This window comes from Flavobacterium cerinum, from assembly GCF_024496085.1.
Taxonomy (GTDB): domain Bacteria; phylum Bacteroidota; class Bacteroidia; order Flavobacteriales; family Flavobacteriaceae; genus Flavobacterium; species Flavobacterium cerinum_A.
Genome location: NZ_CP101751.1, coordinates 1,523,803 through 1,545,176, shown reverse-complemented (window position 1 = coordinate 1,545,176; position 21,374 = coordinate 1,523,803). Strand labels below are relative to the sequence as shown.

21 protein-coding genes are annotated in these 21,374 nt (G+C 37.3%); 7 read left to right on the top strand and 14 right to left on the bottom strand.

The features are described from left to right. Positions 1 to 9: 9 nt before the first annotated feature. Complete coding sequence (locus NOX80_RS06800) at positions 10 to 729, bottom strand: LytR/AlgR family response regulator transcription factor (RefSeq protein WP_256552553.1); 720 nt, start codon at positions 727 to 729, stop codon at positions 10 to 12. Continuing rightward, the gene (locus NOX80_RS06795) at positions 729 to 1,757 is read right to left on the bottom strand and encodes a sensor histidine kinase (protein WP_256552552.1); all 1,029 of its coding nucleotides are present in this window, start codon (positions 1,755 to 1,757) and stop codon (positions 729 to 731) included. The genes NOX80_RS06800 and NOX80_RS06795 overlap by 1 nt, the downstream gene beginning before the upstream one ends. Before the next feature lie 201 nt (positions 1,758 to 1,958). On the opposite strand from NOX80_RS06795, the gene NOX80_RS06790 reads away from it, so the two are divergent. Further along, positions 1,959 to 4,334, top strand: a complete 2,376-nt coding sequence (locus tag NOX80_RS06790; RefSeq protein ID WP_256552551.1) for an outer membrane beta-barrel family protein — start codon at positions 1,959 to 1,961, stop codon at positions 4,332 to 4,334. A 55-nt stretch (positions 4,335 to 4,389) separates the two neighbouring features. Here the strand turns inward: NOX80_RS06790 and NOX80_RS06785 are convergent, their stop codons facing one another. Together NOX80_RS06785 and NOX80_RS06780 are read right to left on the bottom strand one after the other, a co-directional pair. Further along, entirely contained in the window at positions 4,390 to 5,178 is a 789-nt protein-coding gene (locus tag NOX80_RS06785; RefSeq protein ID WP_256552550.1) for an MBL fold metallo-hydrolase, read from the bottom strand. Positions 5,179 to 5,288: 110 nt separating this feature from the next. Beyond that, positions 5,289 to 6,158, bottom strand: a complete 870-nt coding sequence (locus tag NOX80_RS06780; protein WP_256552549.1) for a helix-turn-helix domain-containing protein — start codon at positions 6,156 to 6,158, stop codon at positions 5,289 to 5,291. Between the two features lie 161 nt (positions 6,159 to 6,319). Between NOX80_RS06780 and NOX80_RS06775 the strand changes: the two genes are divergently transcribed. The 3 genes from NOX80_RS06775 to NOX80_RS06765 are packed head-to-tail and all read left to right on the top strand — an operon-like array spanning position 6,320 to position 7,556. Then, on the top strand, positions 6,320 to 6,640 hold the full coding sequence (locus NOX80_RS06775) for an ArsR/SmtB family transcription factor (RefSeq protein WP_256552548.1): 321 nt from the start codon (positions 6,320 to 6,322) through the stop codon (positions 6,638 to 6,640). Beyond that, a complete protein-coding gene (locus NOX80_RS06770) occupies positions 6,637 to 7,140 on the top strand; it encodes an SRPBCC family protein (protein WP_256552547.1) in 504 nt (167 codons plus the stop codon). Before NOX80_RS06775 ends, NOX80_RS06770 begins: the two co-directional genes overlap by 4 nt. Before the next feature lie 2 nt (positions 7,141 to 7,142). Then, positions 7,143 to 7,556, top strand: a complete 414-nt coding sequence (locus NOX80_RS06765; RefSeq protein ID WP_256552546.1) for an SRPBCC family protein — start codon at positions 7,143 to 7,145, stop codon at positions 7,554 to 7,556. Between the two features lie 63 nt (positions 7,557 to 7,619). Here the strand turns inward: NOX80_RS06765 and NOX80_RS06760 are convergent, their stop codons facing one another. The 6 genes from NOX80_RS06760 to NOX80_RS06735 form a co-directional block, all read right to left on the bottom strand. Further along, positions 7,620 to 7,832, bottom strand: coding sequence for a helix-turn-helix domain-containing protein (locus tag NOX80_RS06760; RefSeq protein WP_256552545.1), 213 nt, complete (start codon positions 7,830 to 7,832; stop codon positions 7,620 to 7,622). 3 nt (positions 7,833 to 7,835) lie between these two features. Next, positions 7,836 to 8,393, bottom strand: a complete 558-nt coding sequence (locus NOX80_RS06755; RefSeq protein ID WP_256552544.1) for a DUF2975 domain-containing protein — start codon at positions 8,391 to 8,393, stop codon at positions 7,836 to 7,838. Between the two features lie 244 nt (positions 8,394 to 8,637). After that, positions 8,638 to 8,979 (bottom strand): zinc ribbon domain-containing protein YjdM, encoded by a 342-nt coding sequence (locus NOX80_RS06750; RefSeq protein WP_256552543.1) that lies wholly within the window; start codon positions 8,977 to 8,979, stop codon positions 8,638 to 8,640. 273 nt (positions 8,980 to 9,252) lie between these two features. Further along, entirely contained in the window at positions 9,253 to 9,765 is a 513-nt protein-coding gene (locus tag NOX80_RS06745) for a GNAT family N-acetyltransferase (RefSeq protein WP_371926090.1), read from the bottom strand. A gap of 20 nt (positions 9,766 to 9,785) precedes the next feature. Continuing rightward, entirely contained in the window at positions 9,786 to 9,947 is a 162-nt protein-coding gene (locus NOX80_RS06740; protein ID WP_256552990.1) for a GNAT family N-acetyltransferase, read from the bottom strand. Continuing rightward, positions 9,920 to 10,234 carry a hypothetical protein gene (locus NOX80_RS06735; RefSeq protein ID WP_256552541.1) on the bottom strand — a complete coding sequence of 105 codons (315 nt, stop codon included), beginning with the start codon at positions 10,232 to 10,234 and terminating at the stop codon, positions 9,920 to 9,922. Before NOX80_RS06735 ends, NOX80_RS06740 begins: the two co-directional genes overlap by 28 nt. A 71-nt stretch (positions 10,235 to 10,305) precedes the next feature. Between NOX80_RS06735 and NOX80_RS06730 the strand changes: the two genes are divergently transcribed. Continuing rightward, positions 10,306 to 11,784, top strand: a complete 1,479-nt coding sequence (locus tag NOX80_RS06730) for an aminotransferase-like domain-containing protein (protein ID WP_256552540.1) — start codon at positions 10,306 to 10,308, stop codon at positions 11,782 to 11,784. A gap of 28 nt (positions 11,785 to 11,812) precedes the next feature. Here the strand turns inward: NOX80_RS06730 and NOX80_RS06725 are convergent, their stop codons facing one another. Both NOX80_RS06725 and NOX80_RS06720 read right to left on the bottom strand, forming a co-directional pair. Continuing rightward, positions 11,813 to 13,216, bottom strand: a complete 1,404-nt coding sequence (locus tag NOX80_RS06725; protein ID WP_256552539.1) for a S41 family peptidase — start codon at positions 13,214 to 13,216, stop codon at positions 11,813 to 11,815. Beyond that, on the bottom strand, positions 13,216 to 14,367 hold the full coding sequence (locus NOX80_RS06720; RefSeq protein WP_256552538.1) for an aspartyl protease family protein: 1,152 nt from the start codon (positions 14,365 to 14,367) through the stop codon (positions 13,216 to 13,218). Before NOX80_RS06720 ends, NOX80_RS06725 begins: the two co-directional genes overlap by 1 nt. Before the next feature lie 679 nt (positions 14,368 to 15,046). On the opposite strand from NOX80_RS06720, the gene NOX80_RS06715 reads away from it, so the two are divergent. Both NOX80_RS06715 and NOX80_RS06710 read left to right on the top strand, forming a co-directional pair. Beyond that, a complete protein-coding gene (locus tag NOX80_RS06715; protein WP_256552537.1) occupies positions 15,047 to 15,805 on the top strand; it encodes a helix-turn-helix domain-containing protein in 759 nt (252 codons plus the stop codon). Positions 15,806 to 15,959: 154 nt separating this feature from the next. Then, a complete protein-coding gene (locus NOX80_RS06710; protein WP_256552536.1) occupies positions 15,960 to 17,015 on the top strand; it encodes a serine hydrolase domain-containing protein in 1,056 nt (351 codons plus the stop codon). Between the two features lie 115 nt (positions 17,016 to 17,130). On the opposite strand, the gene NOX80_RS06705 is transcribed toward NOX80_RS06710, so the two are convergent. Together NOX80_RS06705 and NOX80_RS06700 are read right to left on the bottom strand one after the other, a co-directional pair. Continuing rightward, positions 17,131 to 20,232 carry an efflux RND transporter permease subunit gene (locus NOX80_RS06705; RefSeq protein WP_256552535.1) on the bottom strand — a complete coding sequence of 1,034 codons (3,102 nt, stop codon included), beginning with the start codon at positions 20,230 to 20,232 and terminating at the stop codon, positions 17,131 to 17,133. Positions 20,233 to 20,276: 44 nt separating this feature from the next. After that, positions 20,277 to 21,371 (bottom strand): efflux RND transporter periplasmic adaptor subunit, encoded by a 1,095-nt coding sequence (locus NOX80_RS06700; RefSeq protein ID WP_256552534.1) that lies wholly within the window; start codon positions 21,369 to 21,371, stop codon positions 20,277 to 20,279. Positions 21,372 to 21,374 lie beyond the last annotated feature (3 nt).

The following is a 21,374-nucleotide window of genomic DNA, read 5'->3' as shown; positions in this document are numbered from 1 at the left end:
GTAATAATATCAGAGCAAAAACTGATGAACCCGCTTAAAGAAGTCGGCTTTATACGTATCCCCTAGCGGCAAACTTTTATTCAGCATCCAAACCTCATTATTGTCTGTTTTCTCAATTTTCCCTAAAGCCACCATATACGATTTATGAATCTTTACAAAGTGTTCTTCCGGCAAATGCTCTTCAAAATGTTTTAACGTACTATAAGTAATAACCTGTTCTTCGCCGGTGTGAATTACCACATAATTCTTGATACTTTCGATATAATATATATCCTGTATCAGGATACGTTTAAAACGATTCTTTCCGTCTGTTTTTACAAAAAAATACGACTCCTGAATCGTTTCTGCTACCGGTTTACTTTTTGGTTGATCCGCTATTTTGCGCACTTTTTCGACTGCGGCAATAAAACGATTAAAAGCAATCGGTTTAAGCATATAATCAACAGCATCCTGTTCGAAACCTTCAACGGCAAATTGCGGATAAGCTGTTGTAAAAACTATTTTCACTTTATCTTTTATGATCGCCGACAATTGTAATCCGGTTAGGTCCGGCATCTGAATATCCAGAAAAACAATATCGGGTTGTAGTTGTTCGACCAACTGTAATGCTTCTATAGCCCGGGTAGCAGTTCCGACACATTCGAGTCCGGGAAGCTGATCGGTGTATTTTTGAAGTAGCCTTATCGCATGCGGCTCATCGTCGACTATTATACAGGTTAAATGTTGCATTATAACAAAGGTATATTTAAAATCACAGTATAGCTACTTTCGTCCTGATCCACTTTTAAAACATGATCATCAGGAAACAAAATAGCCAGTCTTTGCACAATATTTTTTTGTCCGATACCCCGTTCATCATAATGCTCACTTTTACGATAGTGATTGGTCGACGTAAACAACAGTCTATCACCTTCAATACGAACAGCAATACTAACCGGGTGATTTTCGTCGTCCAATATTCCGTGCTTAAACGCATTTTCAACAAAATGGATCAATAACAACGAAGGAATCCGATATTCCTTCATGTTGTCCGGATAACGAAACTCGACTGCAATAGTATTATCAAATCGTCTTTGAAAGAGATCAATATAATGTTGAAGAAAAACCATTTCATTCCGAAGCAATACCAAATCATTTTCATTTTCATAGGTTACATATCGCAGCATTTCTGACAACTTCATAATATCAGCGGCTTCTTTAGGCTGGGTATCATACAAATCCGAGTAAAAACTATTAAGTGTATTAAACAGAAAATGCGGACTTAGCTGGTTTTTCAACACCTGAAGTTCGGCTTGTTTTTTTTCCAGTTGTAATACATTCATTTTTTCATTCGTTATCCACAAATCTTTCACAATGTAAACAATCGAGCTCAATAATAATACCCGTATCACATAATAGGAATTATCGTAGACATAATAGACCACCGTTAAATCTTCCATTACATAATTGTGATTTCCGACAATATTGAATATGATTATTTCTTCTATGATAAAACGCAATGCCGGGAATAGAAAAAACAACCCCAATTGTCCTAATGCGAGTGTTTTCCATTTTTTATACGGAATCGTTTTCGGACAAATCCAAAGATAATTGAGATAAAAGATCAACATTTGCAGTCCGGTAAAACCGAAACCCTGCAACATTTTCCAGGTAAATTCGTGATGCTTGTCCCTCATGATACTCTCCAATAAGTGATCAAGTATCATCATGATACCCCAGAAGAGAATATGGTAGCGTAATTCTTTTTTCTTTAACATACCACGAAAATATGGCTTTTCAAAATAGCTTTTAATCCGATTCTTATGAAACCCCGAAAATCTTATATCAAAGCTACTTTTTATACAACCAAAACACAAATCTCTTTTTAGCGCTGTTTTATCATACAATATCGCAACTTCATACTTTTTCAAACCAGATGCTTTTCAGGTTTCGTAATCTTGCCTCATATAAATCAACATATGAAATCAGTTATTTTATTATTTACTTTTTTACTGGCATCCGCTTCTATAGCTGCGCAGCAAAACATTACCGGAACAGTAACCGATCGTGATTCCGGTCAGACATTACCTTATGCATCGGTAATTGTAACCGACACATTACAGCAAATTATTACTACCGTCCAAACCGATGACAACGGTCACTTTTCAGTAGCAATTCCGACTACTTTCAATAACGGTATTCTAACAATACGCTATATCGGATATGACGATTATATTCAGAAAACACAGGAAAACAAATTTCCTTTAGTAATAAAAGCCACCTTAAAACCGACAACAACCTTAAAGGAAGTGGTGATCAAAACCAAGCAAAATGCCGTTACCTCCAGAGGAGATAAAATGATTTACAACATCCAAATGGCCGGAATCGGTGCGGGAAACAACGGACTCGAAACCCTTCAGCAACTACCCGGAATACGACTTGATAAAGATGAAAACCTCTTATTCCGCGGCAATGGTGACATTCAAATTATGATCAATGGAAAGAAAAGTTCTTTACAAGGTGAAGCGCTTCGTGAATTCATCCGTTCGCTAAAAGGCGATGATATTGCCTCAGTAGAAATTATAGCGCAACCATCTGCCCGTTACGATGCTTCGGGTACAGCCGGAATCATCAATATCGTTTTAAAACAAAAGAAAGAAAAATCCCTGAGCGGAAACGCATATGCCTGGGCTTCTTATGGTGAATATTTCAAACATCAATACGGCGGCCGAATCTATTATAGTGATTCGTTATGGAATATTAACGGTAACACGTCTTATTACAAAGGAAACTCCGTTAATCACCGTCATATCACACAAAACATTGTAACTTCACAGGGAATACGTACTATTGATCAAACTAATGAATGGTTACCGGAAACTACTTCAAAAAATCTAAATCTGGCCATCGAACGAAAGCTTTCGAAGAAACAACTAATCAGTACTGATTGGCAATATTATCGTTCGGATTCTGATGAGGAAACATATGGCGCCACTTACGAATCTCTTAATGGCTCCGCCGTCAATACTGTAAAGCTGACACAACATTTGTTAAAACCAACGGAACGGATCACCGGTAATATTTTCTATAATTTCACAAACGACAGTATTACCACCAAACTCGATGTACAGGCCAATCTGGCGCGATATACAACGTCATCCGACGGCTATCTGCGGAATGATTATCCGGATCAATCTTATATGCAGCTAAATGGTAATAATAATACCCGCTATACCATCCTTACGGCTCAAAGTGATTTACGTCAACGCTTAATCCGTCCTTTACATCTGGAAACCGGTTTTAAGTATTCTTATATTAATATGGATTATTACAATCGTTATAACACTAATAATTCCGGGCTTTTAATTATTCCCGACAGTTTATTAACCAATGACTTTACGTATAAAGAACATCTTACATCGGCTTATGCGCAGCTTGAACTTAATCTGGACAAATGGAATATTATGGCCGGACTACGCGCAGAACATTATCAATACGAAGCCGTTTCCTTCATCAATCATCAATCGAACACCGACAGTTATATCAATTTTTTCCCTTCCTTTTCTATCAACTACAAAGAAGGTAACAACCGGTTCCAAATTGGCTATAGCCGTCGTATAGGTCGCCCGGGTTATTTATCCCTAAATCCGTATTATTTATATCTGGATGCCTATACGTTACAAAAAGGAAACCCGGCGTTAAAACCGCAATTTTATCACAGTTTTCAGTTGGGTTATATTTACAAGAATGCGTTAAATTTAAGTTTATACGGCTACCTTTATAAAAACGGGTTTATCAATGTTATTGATTATCAGGAAGACCGAAATTACAATGTCACCTATGAAGCCAATGCGGCCACCGGAAAAAAAATCGGTTTTTCAGCTTCCTATCCGTATTCGATAACACCTTGGTGGTCGATGCAACTTACGGCTGAGGCGACTTACAGCAGTGAATCATCTGATATTCCGGGATTTCAATATAGTGGAAACGGTTTCAGACACGAAATTAACCTAAGTGAAAATCTTACTTTAAAAAATGACTGGACCATTAATGTAAATGGCTTTTATGCCGGACGTTCGACCGTTCCGAACGGCTATTCCAAAGCCATCGGTGATTTTAGTATCTCGGCCAAGAAAAACCTACTGAATAAGAAAATCCAATTATCCGGCGGTTGTACCAATATTTTGAGAAAAAGCTTGTACCACAAAGTAACCGAAGTACAAAATGTCACTACCGACTGGACTAATCGATGGGAAACCCGACGTTTTTATTTACAGGCTACTTATTATTTCGGAGGCGGTAAATCCAAAACGATAAAAGCCGCTTCATTAAACGAAGAAACCAATAGAATGTAAATTCCTGATCAACAAAAAAGCCTCCACTTCGGAGGCTTTTTTATTTTTTTGATACTTATTGTAATCGGATTGTTTCACCATCATTTGGAATTAATAACCGATCGCGAGTAATATTCTTTTCATTGGCTTTCGTCCGAAGCGAATTACGGGTAGTCCGACAATGATCCAAAGCTTCCATATGAACGGCAATTACTTTCGCTTCCGATGCTTCCTCCATAAGTGTTATAACCTGTTCTTCATCCATGATAATCGGTCCGTCTTCAGCAAAGGGCGGTAAAACGGCTCCGCCAGAATTTACCACAATATAATCCGGGTTAAATGCAGTACAATTTTGTCGGATTTCTTCATTCCAAATGGAATCGCCTACAATATAGAGGGTCGGATATCCCATTGCCTGAAATACAAATCCGGAGATGGTTCCCATTTTTTCAAGCACCTTCCCTTTTCCGTGTTTTCCCGATGTCCGATAAATTGTCACATCGTCAATTACGACTTTATCCATAATTGTTTTTACATTTTTAAAAGGCTGTTCTTTAAAAAAGACTATATCGTCCGGCTGAATTAAAACCGGAATATCGGGATCCAACATTGTTGCGGCAACCGTATCAAAATGATCGGGATGCGTATGACTCACCACTACATAATCGATATTTTGCAATAAGGTAGCAATAGCAAACGGAAGTCCGACAGTTGGATTTTGACTTATTCCGGCAAATGAAGGTAACATGCCTTTATCTGAAAACATCGGATCCAGAAGAAAAGTCTTATCTGCATAATTGATTTTTAAAGTTGCATTGCGAAATAATTGTACCGTAGGAATTGGAATTATGGTAGTATCTGACATAATTTAAACATTTAAAGTCAATAAAAGTGTTTGTTTTGTAGCAAGCGTAAGCCGTAATCTACATAGCAAAGTAACCGTAATAACCGGTTTACACTCCTACCATTTCCGGATCAAATCCTGCCATTTTGATAATCCTGCAAAAATGCTCCGGTGGTTATTCCGGTTTGTTGTTTAAAAAAGCGCATCATATGAGCCGCTTCCGAAAAATTAAGTTCTCCGGCAATCTGGCTTACATTCAATTCCGAAAACAGTAATAAATTCTTTATTTCCAGTAGTAGCCGGTATTTTAAAAGCTGAGAAGCCGTCAGATTAAATTGGGCTTTTACCGCTTTATTTAAGGTGATTCGGCTAATGCGTAAGAGCTCACAGTAATCTTCAATTCTTTGTTTTTCTTTTATGTGTACTTCCATCAGTTGCTTAAACTGATAGGCATAATTGTTTACCGGCAATTCCAATGGCAAATCGTACATTTCCGAATAATTCCGGTTTAATTTCTGTAACAGATAATACAACAACGAACGAATAATATGAACACTATCCATACGAATATGTTGTAATTCGGCTTTGATTTCCATTAGCGTACTGTAATATTTTTCCATTTCATCTTGTGCGACCGGTAGTTTCAGCGGGCATTTCAACTGGTAGAAATACAACATTCTATAGGTAAACAGTTTATCCGAGAAAAAATCATTCAGAAAATCTTCCTGAAAAATCAGCATTGTAAAATCCAGATGATCCGGATCCAGTTTCCATTTTCGTTTTTGATACGGCGAAATAAAAACAATTGTATTATCGGTAACCGCTATCTCACTATGATTGAGCTCAACATATCCTTTAGCTCGTTTAAAAAAAAGCACCTCAAAATAATCCGTATTATAAGTATCCGTTATAACATGCGTATATCGTAGGCTTTGCCAGTCTCTTACCGTTAACAGGAAATCGGTTTCACATTCGCTTTTTTTAAAGATGACGGTTTTCATTTAGGATGTTTAGCTTATTGTAAAGGTAATTTTTCTCTACTAACATTTCTTTTGATTTTATGTATCTCTTTAATTTTAAAAATTTTCAATAAAAAATTTGCGCAACCGAATAGTTTCACATACATTTGCAACTGATTGGTTTCATATAAAATAATCCAAACATGAGAAGAGATATATTTCAAGCTATAGCCGACCCGACCCGAAGAGCCATTTTAACGTTAATTGCCGTACAGTCAATGACACCCAATGCCATTGCCGAGCACTTTAACACCACGCGACAAGCTGTTTCCAAACATCTGAAAATACTCGCGGAATGCAAATTGGTAAGACCGGAACAACAGGGACGCGAAATTTACTATCAGCTTGAAATTGACAAAATGAAAGAAATTGACCAATGGCTGGAACAATTCCGCAAGATTTGGGAAAGCCGCTTTGACCAACTTGACCATCTATTACTCAACCTAAAAAACCAGAAAAAATGAAACACAATTTGCAATTCGACTTTATAGTCGATAAAGAAAAAAACACGTTGACCATCAGACGAGAATTTCTAGCCGATCGTCAATTGGTTTGGAACTGCTATACGCAAAGTGAACTATTGGATCAATGGTTTGCGCCAAAACCGCTTACGACCAAAACAAAAGCAATGAATTTTAGCGAAGGCGGACATTGGCATTATGCCATGATTGAGCCAAACGGTACAACCTATTGGAACTGGATTGCTTATCAAAAAATAAAACCGATTGATTATTATACCGCATGGGATGCTTTCACAAATGAAGCCGGTGAGATTAATACCAATCTACCAAGTGCAGAATGGCTTGTAAATTTTACGGATAAAGCAGAAAACACTTTAGTAGAAACCATCGTTACCTATAAATCATTAGCCGATCTTGAAACTATAATTCAAATGGGAATGGAACAAGGTATGGCGGCAACATTGGAAAAATTAGACGATTTATTAACTACCCTAAAATCATAATTATGACCTCAAAAATCACAATCAACACAACCATTGCCGCTAATAAGAATAAGGTTTGGGATTATTACACACAACCGGAACATATAAAAAAATGGAACTTTGCTCATCCGTCATGGCATTGTCCGTCGGCTTCAAACGACATGCAGGTTGGCGGTAAATATTCGGCGCGAATGGAAGCCAAAGACGGTAGTTTCGGCTTTGAGTTCGAAGCCATCTATGATGCGATTGAACCCGGTAACAGCTTTACGTACACTATGCCGGACGGCAGACAGGTTACAGTATCCTTCAACGGATCTGACAATCCGACCGAACTAATTATTGCTTTTGATCCGGAAAATCAAAATCCGATTGAAATGCAAAAAGGAGGCTGGCAAGCTATACTTGATAATTTTAAAGAATATGCTGAAACGAATTAATCCGATAAGGAATCCGTTAAAACAAAAATGCTCAATCATTATGACTGAGCATTTTTTGTTATCTTATTTTTTATCCTCTACGTATTCCAGAATATCACCCGGTTGGCATTCCAAAACCTCGCATATTGCTTCAAGTGTACTAAATCGTATCGCTTTTGCTTTTCCGGTTTTTAAAATAGACAAATTCGATAACGTCAACCCTACTTTCTCAGAAAGTTCATTCAATGACATCTTCCGTTTCGCCATCATAACATCCAAATTTACAATAATAGCCATATCTTAAATCGTTAAATCATTTTCATGCTGAATTTCCACACCTCTTTTTATAATATGAGCAATCACAAAGAGGATGACCGTCATAAACAACCATACATCCGCGCCGGCAATGTCCAATACCTGTAGATCGGCATTGCTATTTCCAACCTGACTTAGCCATTTCGAATAGTTTTGTCCGCAATAAGAAAATAATCCGATTCCCAGTGACAGGTAGGCTATTTTCAAGATAAAATGTTGAAAAGCCGGGATAAACGGTTGTGAAATACTAATTTTTTTATCGACAAAAAGTTTAACGATCAGGTAAAACAAAATGGCTTTCAGTACCGATACAATACTCATAATTACAGTAATGATCAAAAAATAACCCGTATCGTTTTTATATAGTTCCGACAGGTAATCCGCTCCTTCCCAAAAATTCTTCACACCGTCTGGATTAATAAACAGTGTAATACAAGTATTAACAATAACAGCACCGGCCTGAACACATAAGCCGATAAAAATAATCCACGACAGTAACTGAAGTACTTTCAGGATTTGATTCGTTGTGATTTTAATTTCCATATAACTATTCGTTTAGAATGAACAGGACAAATATAAAAACATTTATCGAAAAACAATAAATATATTTCGATAAAAGTAATTTATTTTTTCTTATTCATAAAAAACACAGCCATAATTGACCTATAAAACATATTGCAATCAGGTTATCAATTGCTGGTTTTACTTGATCATAATTATGCTTTTACCCAACAAAAAAGGACATACGTTATTGTATGTCCTTTTATAGTAGCAATCGGTTTGATCACTATGCTTTTCTAACAAACTCCGACTTTAACGCCATGGCGCCAAAACCGTCAATTTTGCAATCAATATTATGATCCCCGTCTGTAAGACGAATGTTTTTTACTTTTGTTCCTGCTTTAATAGGCCCTTTAGCACCTTTCACCGGTAGGTCTTTGATTACGATAACTGCATCACCATCCTGTAAAAGATTACCGTTTGAATCTTTTACAACCAGAGTATCTTGTCCGGTTGCTTCCGCCGGGTTCCATTCATGTGTACATTCCGGACAGGCATAAGCTTCATCGTTTAAATAATACCCGTAAGGCGATCCGCACTGCGGACATGTTTTCATTTCTTCAGACATAATCGTTTCTTTAATTAGTAAAAACCGGTATTGTCGCTCACAGCTTAATTTGCACAAATAGCAACAACACCTTTTGTTTATTGTTTATCTTTTAAAATATTCCGTTTGTTTAACTACTTTACTAGTTAATTCGCAAATTTAACATTTTAGACTAAACTACCTAACAAATTCGGCTGATATCTTCCGAAACCAGTAAACAAAATTCTAATAACACGTTAATCGAATAAACTACAATTATTATTCATGTGACCACGGAGGGACCCAAACCTTTTATTATCGTAACTCTTTTTTCATCATGATGTCGGTTTGTTCTTCATCCCCTAATCGGAAAATATGTTTATCAAATGCGACAAATCCATTCTTGGTATAAAAACGAGTAGCTCTCTGGTTTTCTTCCCAAACTGCTAACCAGACATATTTCATTTGTTCCTGCTCTGCAATTTCCAATGCTTTTTCATAAAGCAACTGACCGACCTTTTGTCCGTGATATTCACTTTTCACATAAATCCGTTCTATTTCGATCGCAGTATCATCCTGTAATTCCGTTTGTGCCTGACCAAAGTTTACTTTTAAATAGCCCACAGCATTTACGTCATCCCAAACGATAAAAAACCGTGAATCCGGATTATTCAATTCCGCTGTTAATTTGGGAATACTAAAGCTATTCTCCAGGTATTTCTTCATGTCTTCTTCGGAGTTGTTTGCCGAAAACGTTTCAAAAAAAGTATCTTTTCCTATCTGTTGCAGTATTTCAATATCAGCAATCGAAACACTGCTAATTCGCATTTTTTCCATATCTATTCTTTTTATAACGGTAATGTAAACCGTACCTTATTCTTCCCTATTCCACCTATTCTTTTGTAAAACCGAATCGCATTCTCATTAAAATCCGGGGTCTGCCATTGCATATTGATGCAATCCGCTGCTTCACCAATTGTCTTTACTTTTTCCAGCAATGCCTTTCCGATACCAAAATTACGATATCCCTCTTCGAGATACAGGCAATCCAGATAAATAAATTTTTGGGCATCCAGGTAGAAAAATCAAATGTATAGGTGGCATATCCTATTATGGTATCCTCAACTTCCGCGACAATACCATACAACATTCTATTTTCGGAAAAGAGTGCCGTGTGTAATTGTTCTTTTTTACCCTCTGCCTTGTAATCCGCTTTTTCATAATCGGCATGTTTCCCGCATAGCACAACAAGAACATCTAAATCAGCAGGTTTACAATCTCTTATTTTATATTCCATAAATAGTATTCTTTTAATATGTGCAAAATTAACCCGGCATTGGATTATATTTACAATCCAATTATTTTATTATGGATAGTCCAATTTTGATTCACCTTGTTGAAAATATTGTCTTAAATCCCGCTCTTGAACGTCCGCTCTATCTTCAATTAGCCGATGCATTGCTAAATTTTATCAAAAAGGGAAAACTTCGATCCGGACAAAAACTGCCTTCAACCCGAGATGTTGCCGGATTATTACACCTTAACCGGATTACAGTGGCTAAAGCCTATGACGAATTACAAATGCAGGGATGGCTGGAAAGTTTTGTCGGTCGCGGTACATTTATATCCTCACATCTAATTGATCATGAACCGAAAACTTTAGGCGGAAGCTTACAACCAAACGCTTTAAAAACAGCCGGTTTTTTTGTTCCTGATCAGGATTTTCCGGATAAAACAAGCGACATTCCCATTCCGGAACTTCATCTTGATGACGGTTATCCCGATCCCCGATTAGCACCTTTAAAAGAATTATACCGGGCGTATCGCAATCAGCTTACACGTGGCGGATTATACCATCGGTTTGGCAGTTATAGCGATGCCGCCGGACCGCAATACTATAGGGAAACATTATCTGATTATCTCAACACTACCCGCGGATTACGGACTACAGCACAGAACATTCTTTCCGTACGCGGAACGCTAATGGGAATTAATCTGGTTTGCACCGCATTGATTCGTCCGGGTGATGTTGTTGTTTCAGGTGTTCCGGGATGGAAAAGAGCCGATCATAATTTTCTTCATGCCGGTGCCCGCCATATCGGAATTCCTGTAGATGAACACGGATTGGTTGTGGATCAACTTCGGGAAATTTGTAAGAAACAAAAAGTACGAATGGTCTATGTAACACCACATCATCATTATCCGACCACGGTATCACTGCGTATCGATCGCCGACTGGAATTGCTGCGCTTAGCCAATGAATACGGGTTTATTATTTTTGAAGACGACTATGATTTCGACTTTCATTATAAACATCGTCCGTTATCACCGCTTGCCAGTGCCGATGAAAACGGTATGGTTATTTACTGCGGTTCTTTTAGCAAAAGTTTTTCTCCGGCATTTCGGATGGGCTATCTGGTCGCTGCTGAAAATGTAATAGAACATCTGGCTCGTATTCGTATTTTACTGGATCGACAAGGCGACCATATGCTTGACAATGCTATGGCCGATATAGTACAGGACGGGACTTTACAGCGCTATACCCGAAAAGCAATTCCGATCTATGAAGAAAGGCGTAATCTGTTTTGCGACTTACTATCAAATGAATTAAATGATGCAGTGACCTTTACCGTTCCCGAAGGCGGCATGACGGTGTGGACCACTTTTAACGATGCCATCAATTTGGAATTGCTCGCCCGAAAAGCGTATCAGAAAGGGCTATTGTTATCGGACGGAAAAACGCATCATTATCCGGATTATAAAACCAATTCGATACGTCTTGGATTTGCTTCAGCTACAAAAGAAGAATTAATCCGAAGTGTTGCATTATTAAAGCGTATTATTTAAAAAGGCGACTCCTATCCGGAGTCGCCTTTTATTCTTTTATTACATAATCCAATGCTGCATCCGACTTAATATTCACGTCCGGTTTAACACCATGTAAATCTTTATCGGTTGCTCCGACGGTATAAAATTTCTTAGTTGAAATAGAAAGCGGAATTTTTGACACCGGCAGATTAACCATGATACGATCGCCGTATGAAACCAGCCAGCCACCGGTTTCTTCCCCTACAACGGTACCGATTTTATACTGTTTAAACGCCTGAGCAAAATTCATCGCCGAAGAGAATGTTCGCACACTGGTAAGCAAAAATATTTTACCGTTAAAACGATCAGCTTTGGCATAAGGCAAAATCAACTCTTTTACCGGAAATGTTTCTACTGCACCATTATGTTTTTCTTTAATATAATTATACTGATTACAATATTGTGCATCTTCTTTGCAATATTCAGCATAGATATCTTTTTGCAATTGGCTATATTTGATCAAAGTTCGGTCAAACTGGCGAAACGGTGTAACCGCCAGGTATTTTAACAACTCATCGCCCAATGCCGAGTTTCCGCCTCCGTTTTCCCGAATGTCGATTACTAATTTCTTGATTTTATTATCCTGAATTGTCTTAAAACTGGTTTTTAAAAACGCCTGAAACTTTTCTTTATCATTAAAATAGCGAATCTCCAAAATGGCAGTTTTCGATTCCGGTTTTAGCTGTAATAAAAAATCAGGTGTTTCTGTTGTATTATTTTTATTAGCCGGTTTTCTGTTTTTAGCAATTCCCATTAGGTTGGTTAACGTAACTGTCGGCACCGTTTTTTCAAAATGCTGGTTCTCGAATTTATAACTCACCTTTACCGTTTCTCCTAATTCGTAAAAAGCACCAAAAAGAAAGGCAAACATATTAAAATCGGCACTCTTTTTTAACCGGTACATATCGCTTTCTCCACTTGTATTTTCTATAATCTTCCGGATAATTTCTTCCGCCGTGTGGTTGTTGATTTTTAAAATCTCAGCGCCAACCGGAATCTGGTTATAATCCGGGCTGATGTTTTCCGTAATTTTCAGATAAGGCTTTACCATTTTCGCTTCCACGATATACGGAAAAAGAGCATCATTGGCATTTAAAAGTTTCCTTCCCGGAAAAGTAAGTGCCGTATGCCCATCCTGTAGCGAAGCCACTAATGGTGCGATATATTGATAATATTGTTTTAAGGATAGCGAATCCTTAAACTGTTGGCGAATCATCGTCACCTTGTTTTCAAATTCGGATTTTGAAATTCCTGTGCACGGATTCGGATGCGTGGCTTTTATCGCATTGATCAAAAAATCGAAATCTTTATTCAGGTCCTCTTTTTGGATATATCCGGATGCTTTTTGCGCATTTACGGATACAAAAAGGATTGTCACTATAAGGGTAAATATTGTTTTAAGCTTCATCATTATGATTTTTGAAGGTATTTCACATCATATAGCTGATTGGGTTGTAAGTACACTACATTTTCCTGAAAATCGAGAAATGTATTAAACCTTTTCAAAACATCGCTTCCTAAAATATGGATATTGGCGCCCGGCATTGGTTTATTGGACGCTAAAATTTGCGCGGGAACATTTTTCAGTTCGTGTTTTCCCAACTTTAGTATTTGCAGGTTTGATGTCACAACCGGTATTTCGTTATTTTTTGTTCCGCGCATCATTTCAGTATGGAGCACTTTCATTTGATCAACAGGAAATTTTTCCTTGCTTAATAATTCATTGTCCAGCATTACCGTTTTCTGGTATCCGGTATCAAATAAGAACCAGTCTTTCACTTTTGTATTTCCTTCTACAATTTCCGCTTCAATAAACGGCTTTTGATTAAAATATTTTATTTTAAATTTCTCCGTTGTTTTGTCTCGCTTAACGGCTTTTGGTAATTTTGAATGTACGACCATAATATTTTGATCATAATTTAGCTCAACGATCATCCCGTCAAAATGATCCCAGCCAATCAATCCGTCGGCTTCATCGCCCGCAACCTTAATATCATACACTTTCGATTTATAAATTTGGTTGCCAACCTTAATGTCATAGAATGTATTATAAAGATTCAGGTTACTTTTTACTTTATTTTTTAACGCCTGTTCAATCAATACTATTTCTGTAGCACCGGTATCGAAATTCAATTGTAAAGTATCTGCTTTATTGAGCACTACTCTAATACGATTTGTATTTTTCGTATTGATCGTCATTGGAATAGTATCGTGCACTTCCGGTTTTAATTTATTAAAGTTTTTCACTTCCGGGCTTTGAAAACGGGTATAGCAAGTGTCTTTTCCGTTTAATAAAACGATAAAATCTTTTTGTTCTCCCGGTTTTAGGGCTATACTAATCGAGTCGATATCCGTTTTTAATTTTATAACAGCCGTTTCAATCAGTTTATTTGTGGTATAGGCATCTATTTTGATTTTCGGATCCAGGTTCCATTTTGTAAGTGATTTCCCTTCTTCCTTTATGATGGCCGACTTACTATTTGCTTTTACAACCGGCAACTTTTTTTGCGAAAAGCCATAGGTTGCAAAAAGTAACAGCAGAAAAATAAAGTTGTTTTTCATTTGATTGATGATGATTTGATTGATGTTTTGTTTTTTTGATTACAATAAGACAAAGATAGAACAAGTCACACGTTGGAGAAATATTTAATTCTGTTTTAACATCAAAATACAATCGTTTTTTTTCGATGTAACCGCTATATATAAAATGAAATAGCATTTTCAGGACCCTAATATTTGAAATCATTTCAGTTACCGAAAAGACAATAAGTTGTGGTAAAATATTTCTTATATTCGCCAGACAAATGACGGATTGTTTATACAAAGTCGACCTATTAAAAATAATACAACTAAAAAACAATTAATGGATAAAATTACTTTATTGACTACAATCACTGTAATCACAATTTTTATCTCATTTTTTCTGTCATTATTTTTAGTTACCGTTAAAACAGAGCATAAATTAAGTAATCGTCTTTTCGCTTTTTTTCTGATTTTAACAGCTATTGACATTAGCGTAAATCTAGGTCCTTCGTTTGCACCTTCTTTTAATGTAAGAATATTTAAAAGTTTATTCTTTTTCTTACAGCTCCCTACTTTTTACTTGTATGTTTTATCTGTCTGTTATTCTGATTTCAGGCTAAAGCCAAAACATTTACTACATATTATTCCATTTTTAGTAGTCAACCTCATCTTAATACCTCGTTTTTATAGTGTTGATGTTGCCGCAAAAATGAGTTTTATGAAGAACAGTAGCAGTATGCCGGAAATACAGTTCACCTACATGCTGACTCATATCCAAATTATATCGTATCTCACAGCCGTTTTTATACTTCTGAGAAGAGTGAAAAAAATATACCTTGAAAATTATGCCGGTGCCAGTCTGGAATACCTAAACTGGCTGTTTCAATTTTCTATGGCATTATCCGCTTTTTATTGCATGGCGCTATTGAAAAACGTTTTTAAATTTAGTGAATATCCGCATATCTCCGAATGGTTTAAAATCGGGCTTTTTATAATTGAGTTATGCATCATTAGCTGGTATTTATATAAAGCATTAAATAATCCCAATTTATTCCGAAATATTGATTCCCGGTTAAAACTGGTAAAAAATATAATTCTCGAAGAGGAAAAGGACGATTCGTTAGTTGTAAATGAAGAGATATACGATCAGGAGTTACTAAAATTAAAGAAGTATATGATCGAAGATAAGCCGTTCCTGAATCCATCTTTAACCATTCAGGATATTTCCAATGCGATAGAAATTCCGGTCCGCGACTTATCGCTTTTAATTAATCATAAGCTAGAGCAGCATTTTTATGATTTTATCAACAGCTATCGTATCGAACATGCTATGGAAATTTTAAAAGATGCGACAAAAAGTAAAATAACTATTTCCGAAATCCTGTATGTTGTAGGTTTTAATTCAAAATCTTCTTTTAATACGGCTTTTAAAAAGCATACCGGACACACGCCTACTTCCTATCGTAAAAACATATAATTCAGCACTTTGTAATTACTCGTACTTGTATTTTTAAATACTCGTACTCCTTTTTTAAAACAAATGCGTTCGACTACATGCATTCGGTCGCACAGCAATTATTTCTCTCACATCTTTGTACCGAAATCATTTTTTAACCTAAAAACACGGTACAATGAAAACTCCATTCCAATTCGTAACAGCGCTATTAGTAATAAGCAACATTTCTTTCGGGCAAGACGTCACTAAAAAGATTGATTCTATAATCAAAGATAATTATCAAAAAAATCCGACTGTAGGAATTAGCGTTGGATTTATTCAAAACAATAATGAACACTATGTTTCATATGGTAAATTAAATAACGACAGTTCGAAAAAGATCGATAAAAATTCATTATTTGAAATTGCGTCTATCACAAAAATCCTAACTTCAAATTTAATTGCACAGGCGGCTGTTGAGAATAAATTAAAAATAGATGATTATATCGACAGCTACCTGCCGAAAGCCTATCAGTTGCATCCGAATCTGACGCACAAAATAAAAATTTCGGATCTGGCTTCCCATCAATCCGGTTTACCTGATGTGGATTTTAAACAATTAATAGAACGCAATCCGCAACAACCGATAAGCGCCTTTACGGAAGAAGCTTTAATATCAATGATCAATAATTGTACAGCATTAACCGATTATGGTAAATATCGTTACTCCACAGTTGGTTATACGTTACTCGGACAAATACTGGAGAAAATATACAACAAGCCATATGCTACCATTATCCGGGAGAAAATGATTGCTCCGTTACGTATGACGCATACATTAACTACCGATTTTAATGTTAAAAACCGTACGACCGGTCATAATCCGGATGGTGGTATTCAGGAATTTTTCGAATGGAATGTTACAGCACCAGCCGGGTTGGTAAAATCGACAGCTTCGGATATGGTTGCCTATTTAAAAGCTGTCTTAAATGACAAAACTGCAATCGGCAAAGCGGCGCTACTTACGGAGAAAACTACTTATAAAGACCAAAATCGTGAAATGGGATTAGGGACCAATATTATAACAGATGATAAAAACACGATTTATTTAAAATCCGGTGACTCGATGGGACAATCATCAATCCTATTTTATAACAGAGCTAAAAACTGGGGTGTTATATTACTTTTGGATTACCGGAACTCCAAAATGAGACAGGAGTTACTAAACAAAATAAGTGAGGCTGTTCAGTAATAAAAAACACCGATACTACTTTCCGATCCAAAACAAAAAACTCCTTAAAAATTAAGGAGTTTTTATGTTGTATCAATCGTGATATACACCGTACTATCTTATCGGTTGTATAGTATTATTTTTGAGGTTTCTTTTCCCGGTAAACCCAGTAAAAAATTTGCGGCAACACCGTTATTGAGAGTAGCATACAGATGATCAATCCGCCTACAATCATAATAGCGAGTGGTTTTTGGATTTCCGATCCCATTCCCGTTGATAATGCCGCCGGAAGTAAACCCAACGATCCCATAAGAGCGATCATCACTATTGGTCGGATTCTGCTTTGTACACCCGATGCGATTGCTTCTTTTAAAGGCATACGGTTCTGAATGTTTTCCCGCATCACTCCGATAAGTACAATACCATCGATCGTTGCCACACCAAATAGTATGATAAATCCGATTCCTGCTGATATTCCAAAAACGGTATTCGTTATCCAAAGCGATACAAAACCACCAATAAAAGCAAACGGTAATGTCATCGAAGCAATAAGCATATCTTTAAGATTGCCTTTAAAATTCGCATAAAGCAAGAACAGGATCAGCAGTAATGAAATCGGCACTATCATCATCAACTGCCGTGTAGCCCGTTCTTTACTTTCAAACTCACCGGCCCATTCCATTTTATTATGTGACGGCAATTTAATCTTTTCTGCTACTACTTTTTGGGCATCGGCAATTGTACTACCGAGGTCGCGTCCTTCAACACCAAAACCTATTGCGATATATCGGCTGCCGCCTTCTCTGTATATAAAAGCAGGACCGGTGATATATTGGATTGTCGCTATTTCCCGTAACGGTATCCGTTTACTATTATCTTTTGACGGTATTAGTATTTCACCGATTTTAATTTCGTTGTCCCGATATTCTTTTGCAAATCGCAGGCGTACATCAAAAATACGTTCGTTTTCATAGAAACTCGTTGCCGCAGCGCCACCTATAGCCATTTCAACAACAGCCTGTGCATCGGCAATATCGATTCCATAACGCGCCATCTTATGATCGTGAAGTGTGATTCGAAGTTCCGGTAATCCCATATTACGGAATACGTTTACATCTTCGATCCCTTCTACATTTTTAATAATTCCGGCCACCTCATCTGCATATTTTTCAAGTTCCGGCAGATTGTCACCGAAAATTTTTATGACCGACGATGATTTCACTCCGGCTACATATTCTTCCACATTGTCCTGTATCGGCTGACTAAAGGCGAATACAACACCCGGATAAACCTGAAGCATCGTTCTGATTTCCGTAATCAGATCTTCTTTCGTTACTTTTCGCTCCCATTCTTTTTCCGGTAAAAGCTCAATGTGAAATTCTACATTAAAGAAACCTGTCGGATCAGTACCTTCGCTCGGACGTCCAACCTGACTCAATACGAATTTCACTTCTTTAATGTTCCGTATCTTATCCCGTATTTCATCAGCCAGTCCGGAGGTTTCCCGAATGTTTACACTATTAGGCAATGTCGCTCGTACGTAGATGGATCCTTCATTAAGTTTCGGCAGGAATTCCGAACCATAATAAGCAAACCGAACGCCACATACGATAACGATTACTACAAAAACGGACAAGGTTGCTTTTTTATGACGTGTACTAAGACGAAATAAACGAAATAGATTTGTACGGAAAAACGCTGAGATTTTATTTTCCCGTTCATCAATATTCTTTCTTAGTAAAACCTTACACATCGCCGGCACATAGGTCAGACTAAATAATAAGGATCCTAATAAGGCATATCCCAATGTAAAGGCAAGCGGAGAGAACATTTTTCCTTCTACTTTTTGAAAAGAGAAGATCGGCATTAGTGCGACAATAAGAATCAGCAGTGCAAAGAAAATATAAGTTGCTACACTACTGGCACTCTTTTTTATAATTCCGAGTTTACTCATTTCGTTAAACCTGTCGGCTCCCATAGCATGCGATTTGACGGCCATGCCTACAAAGACGGATTCTACGATAACCAATGTCCCCTCCAGAAGTAAACCAAAATCCAGTGATCCCATCGATATCAGATTAGCCGGTAATCCCTGTATTCTTAACATGAAAAGTGCAAAAAGAAAGGACAGCGGAATAACCGAAGCGACAATCAATGTTGTCCTCCAGTCGTATAGAAATATAAATACAATAACCGAAACCAGTAATATCCCTTCCACAAGGTTTTTCGTTACGGTATGTACGGTTGTATCAACCAGTTCCGTTCGATCAATAAACGGTTCGATCTTAACATCGGCAGGCAAAACACGATCATTCAGTTCAATGATCTTATCTTTTAATCTGGCGATTACTTCCGTTGGATTTTCTCCGCGGAGCATCACGACAATTCCCTGTACCAGATCATCTTTATTCTGAAGTCCGACTTTCCCTAATCTCGGTTTCGCTGAGATGACTACTTCAGCGACATGTTTTACCATAACAGGCGTAGCTCCTTTTACTTCAATCAATATATTTTCGATATCAGCAATACTTTCCAGAAGTCCGACGCCACGTACTACATAAGCCTGATCACCGCGTTCAATCACATCGCCTCCCACATTAACATTACTTTTGCTGACCGCTTCGTATACATCCAGCGGAGACAAATTATAATTCGCCAATTGAGTCGGATTGATTTTTATTTCATAAATCTTTTCCTCTCCTCCGAAAGTCACCACATCAGCAATACCGGGAACCGATACCAATTCCCGTGTTATAAGCCATTCCTGTAAAGCCGTTATTTCCTTAACCGGTCGTTCACTTCGGATTACATATCGGAATATTTCACCGGTAGCACCATAAGGCGGTTCGATTTCCGCTTCAGCGCCTTCCGGCAACTTTATCTTTTGTATACGGTTTGCCGCATACTGTTGTGCATAAAAATCGTCTACATCATCTTCAAAAGTTACCGTTACAACCGACAACCCGAATAGTGATATTGACCGTACACCCGATTTTTTAGGGATCGTATTCATTTCCCGCATAACAGGAAGTGTAATAAACTTCTCTATTTCTTCGGCACTACGTCCGGGCCATTGTGTAATGATTCGGGCGCGCGTATTGGTAACATCCGGAAAAGCTTCAATGGGTGTATGAATATAGCTTACAATTCCGGCCGCTACTACTAAAAAAGTAAGGAAGAAAATGACAAGCGAATTTTTAAGGGAGAACGAAACTATTTTTTCTACAAGTTTATGCATTGTATTTCGTTGGTTTTAGATTAAAAAATTAGACTTACCGATAATTAGTGTTGCATAAGTCTGTTGAAAATGAGCAATTGGTTTTTGGCGATTACTTTTTCATTTTCCTTTATACCGTTTGCTATAAATACTGTTGACGGATTTTTGGCGATTATGTCTACTTTTCGCACTTCGATATCACAATCTCCTTTATATACCAGCACATAATTTTCGTTTTCAGAGAAGATCAGTTCAGCGGCCGGAATACTCTCTGCCTCATCCTCCCTTTTTTGTAATGCCATAACATCCACCAGCATTCCCGGTTTTAATTTAAAATCGGCATTATCAAGTTCAATACGCGCTTTCAGTACATTCGCTTCTGTATCGAAAACCTGAGAAATGATAGCTATTTTCCCTTTAAAAACCGTATCCGGATAAGACATGGTGGTAATTTCAACCTCCATCCCTGTTTTAACATCCTGTAGGTTAGAAGCATAGATATTGGCCATAATCCACACTTTATCCAGATTGGAAATCGTAAACAACGGTTCATCCGAATCACCGGTAATCTGCATTCCTACAGCAATGTTTTTATCAGTGATAATCCCGGAAGCCGGTGCTTTTATCTGGAATACATTTTTGCTGGTACTCGCACTATACAGATTAAGATTACTGCTCACTCTCGCTTTTTCTGCTTTTAAGATATCCAGTTCACTTTGTGCTTCATCCAGTTCTTTTTGTGATGCCATTTGATCATTAAACATGGCATTTACCGATTTCAATTTGGTTGCCGCCACTTTTATCTGGGATTCTACCCCTTTCAGTTCTGCCTGAAGTGCGCTGTATTCCGTACTGCTTATTTCAGCAAGTAATTGTCCTTTTTGTACTTTGTCACCGAGGGAGAAATACGTTTCCGAAACAATACCGCTAAAAAGACTTTTAAAGCTGACTACTTTATCCGGGTTTGCATCTACGGTTCCGGTAAGATGGATACCCTCGGTTATTTTTTGTCGGGTAACCGTTACCAGTTCCAACCCTTTTTTAAAGTTCGGATCCAGGCAAAATTTCTCATTCTCAATGATCAATTCTTTTTTATCGTTGTTACAACTTGTTCCTATCAAGGCTCCGATTACAAGAAATGCTATACTATATTTTTTCATTTT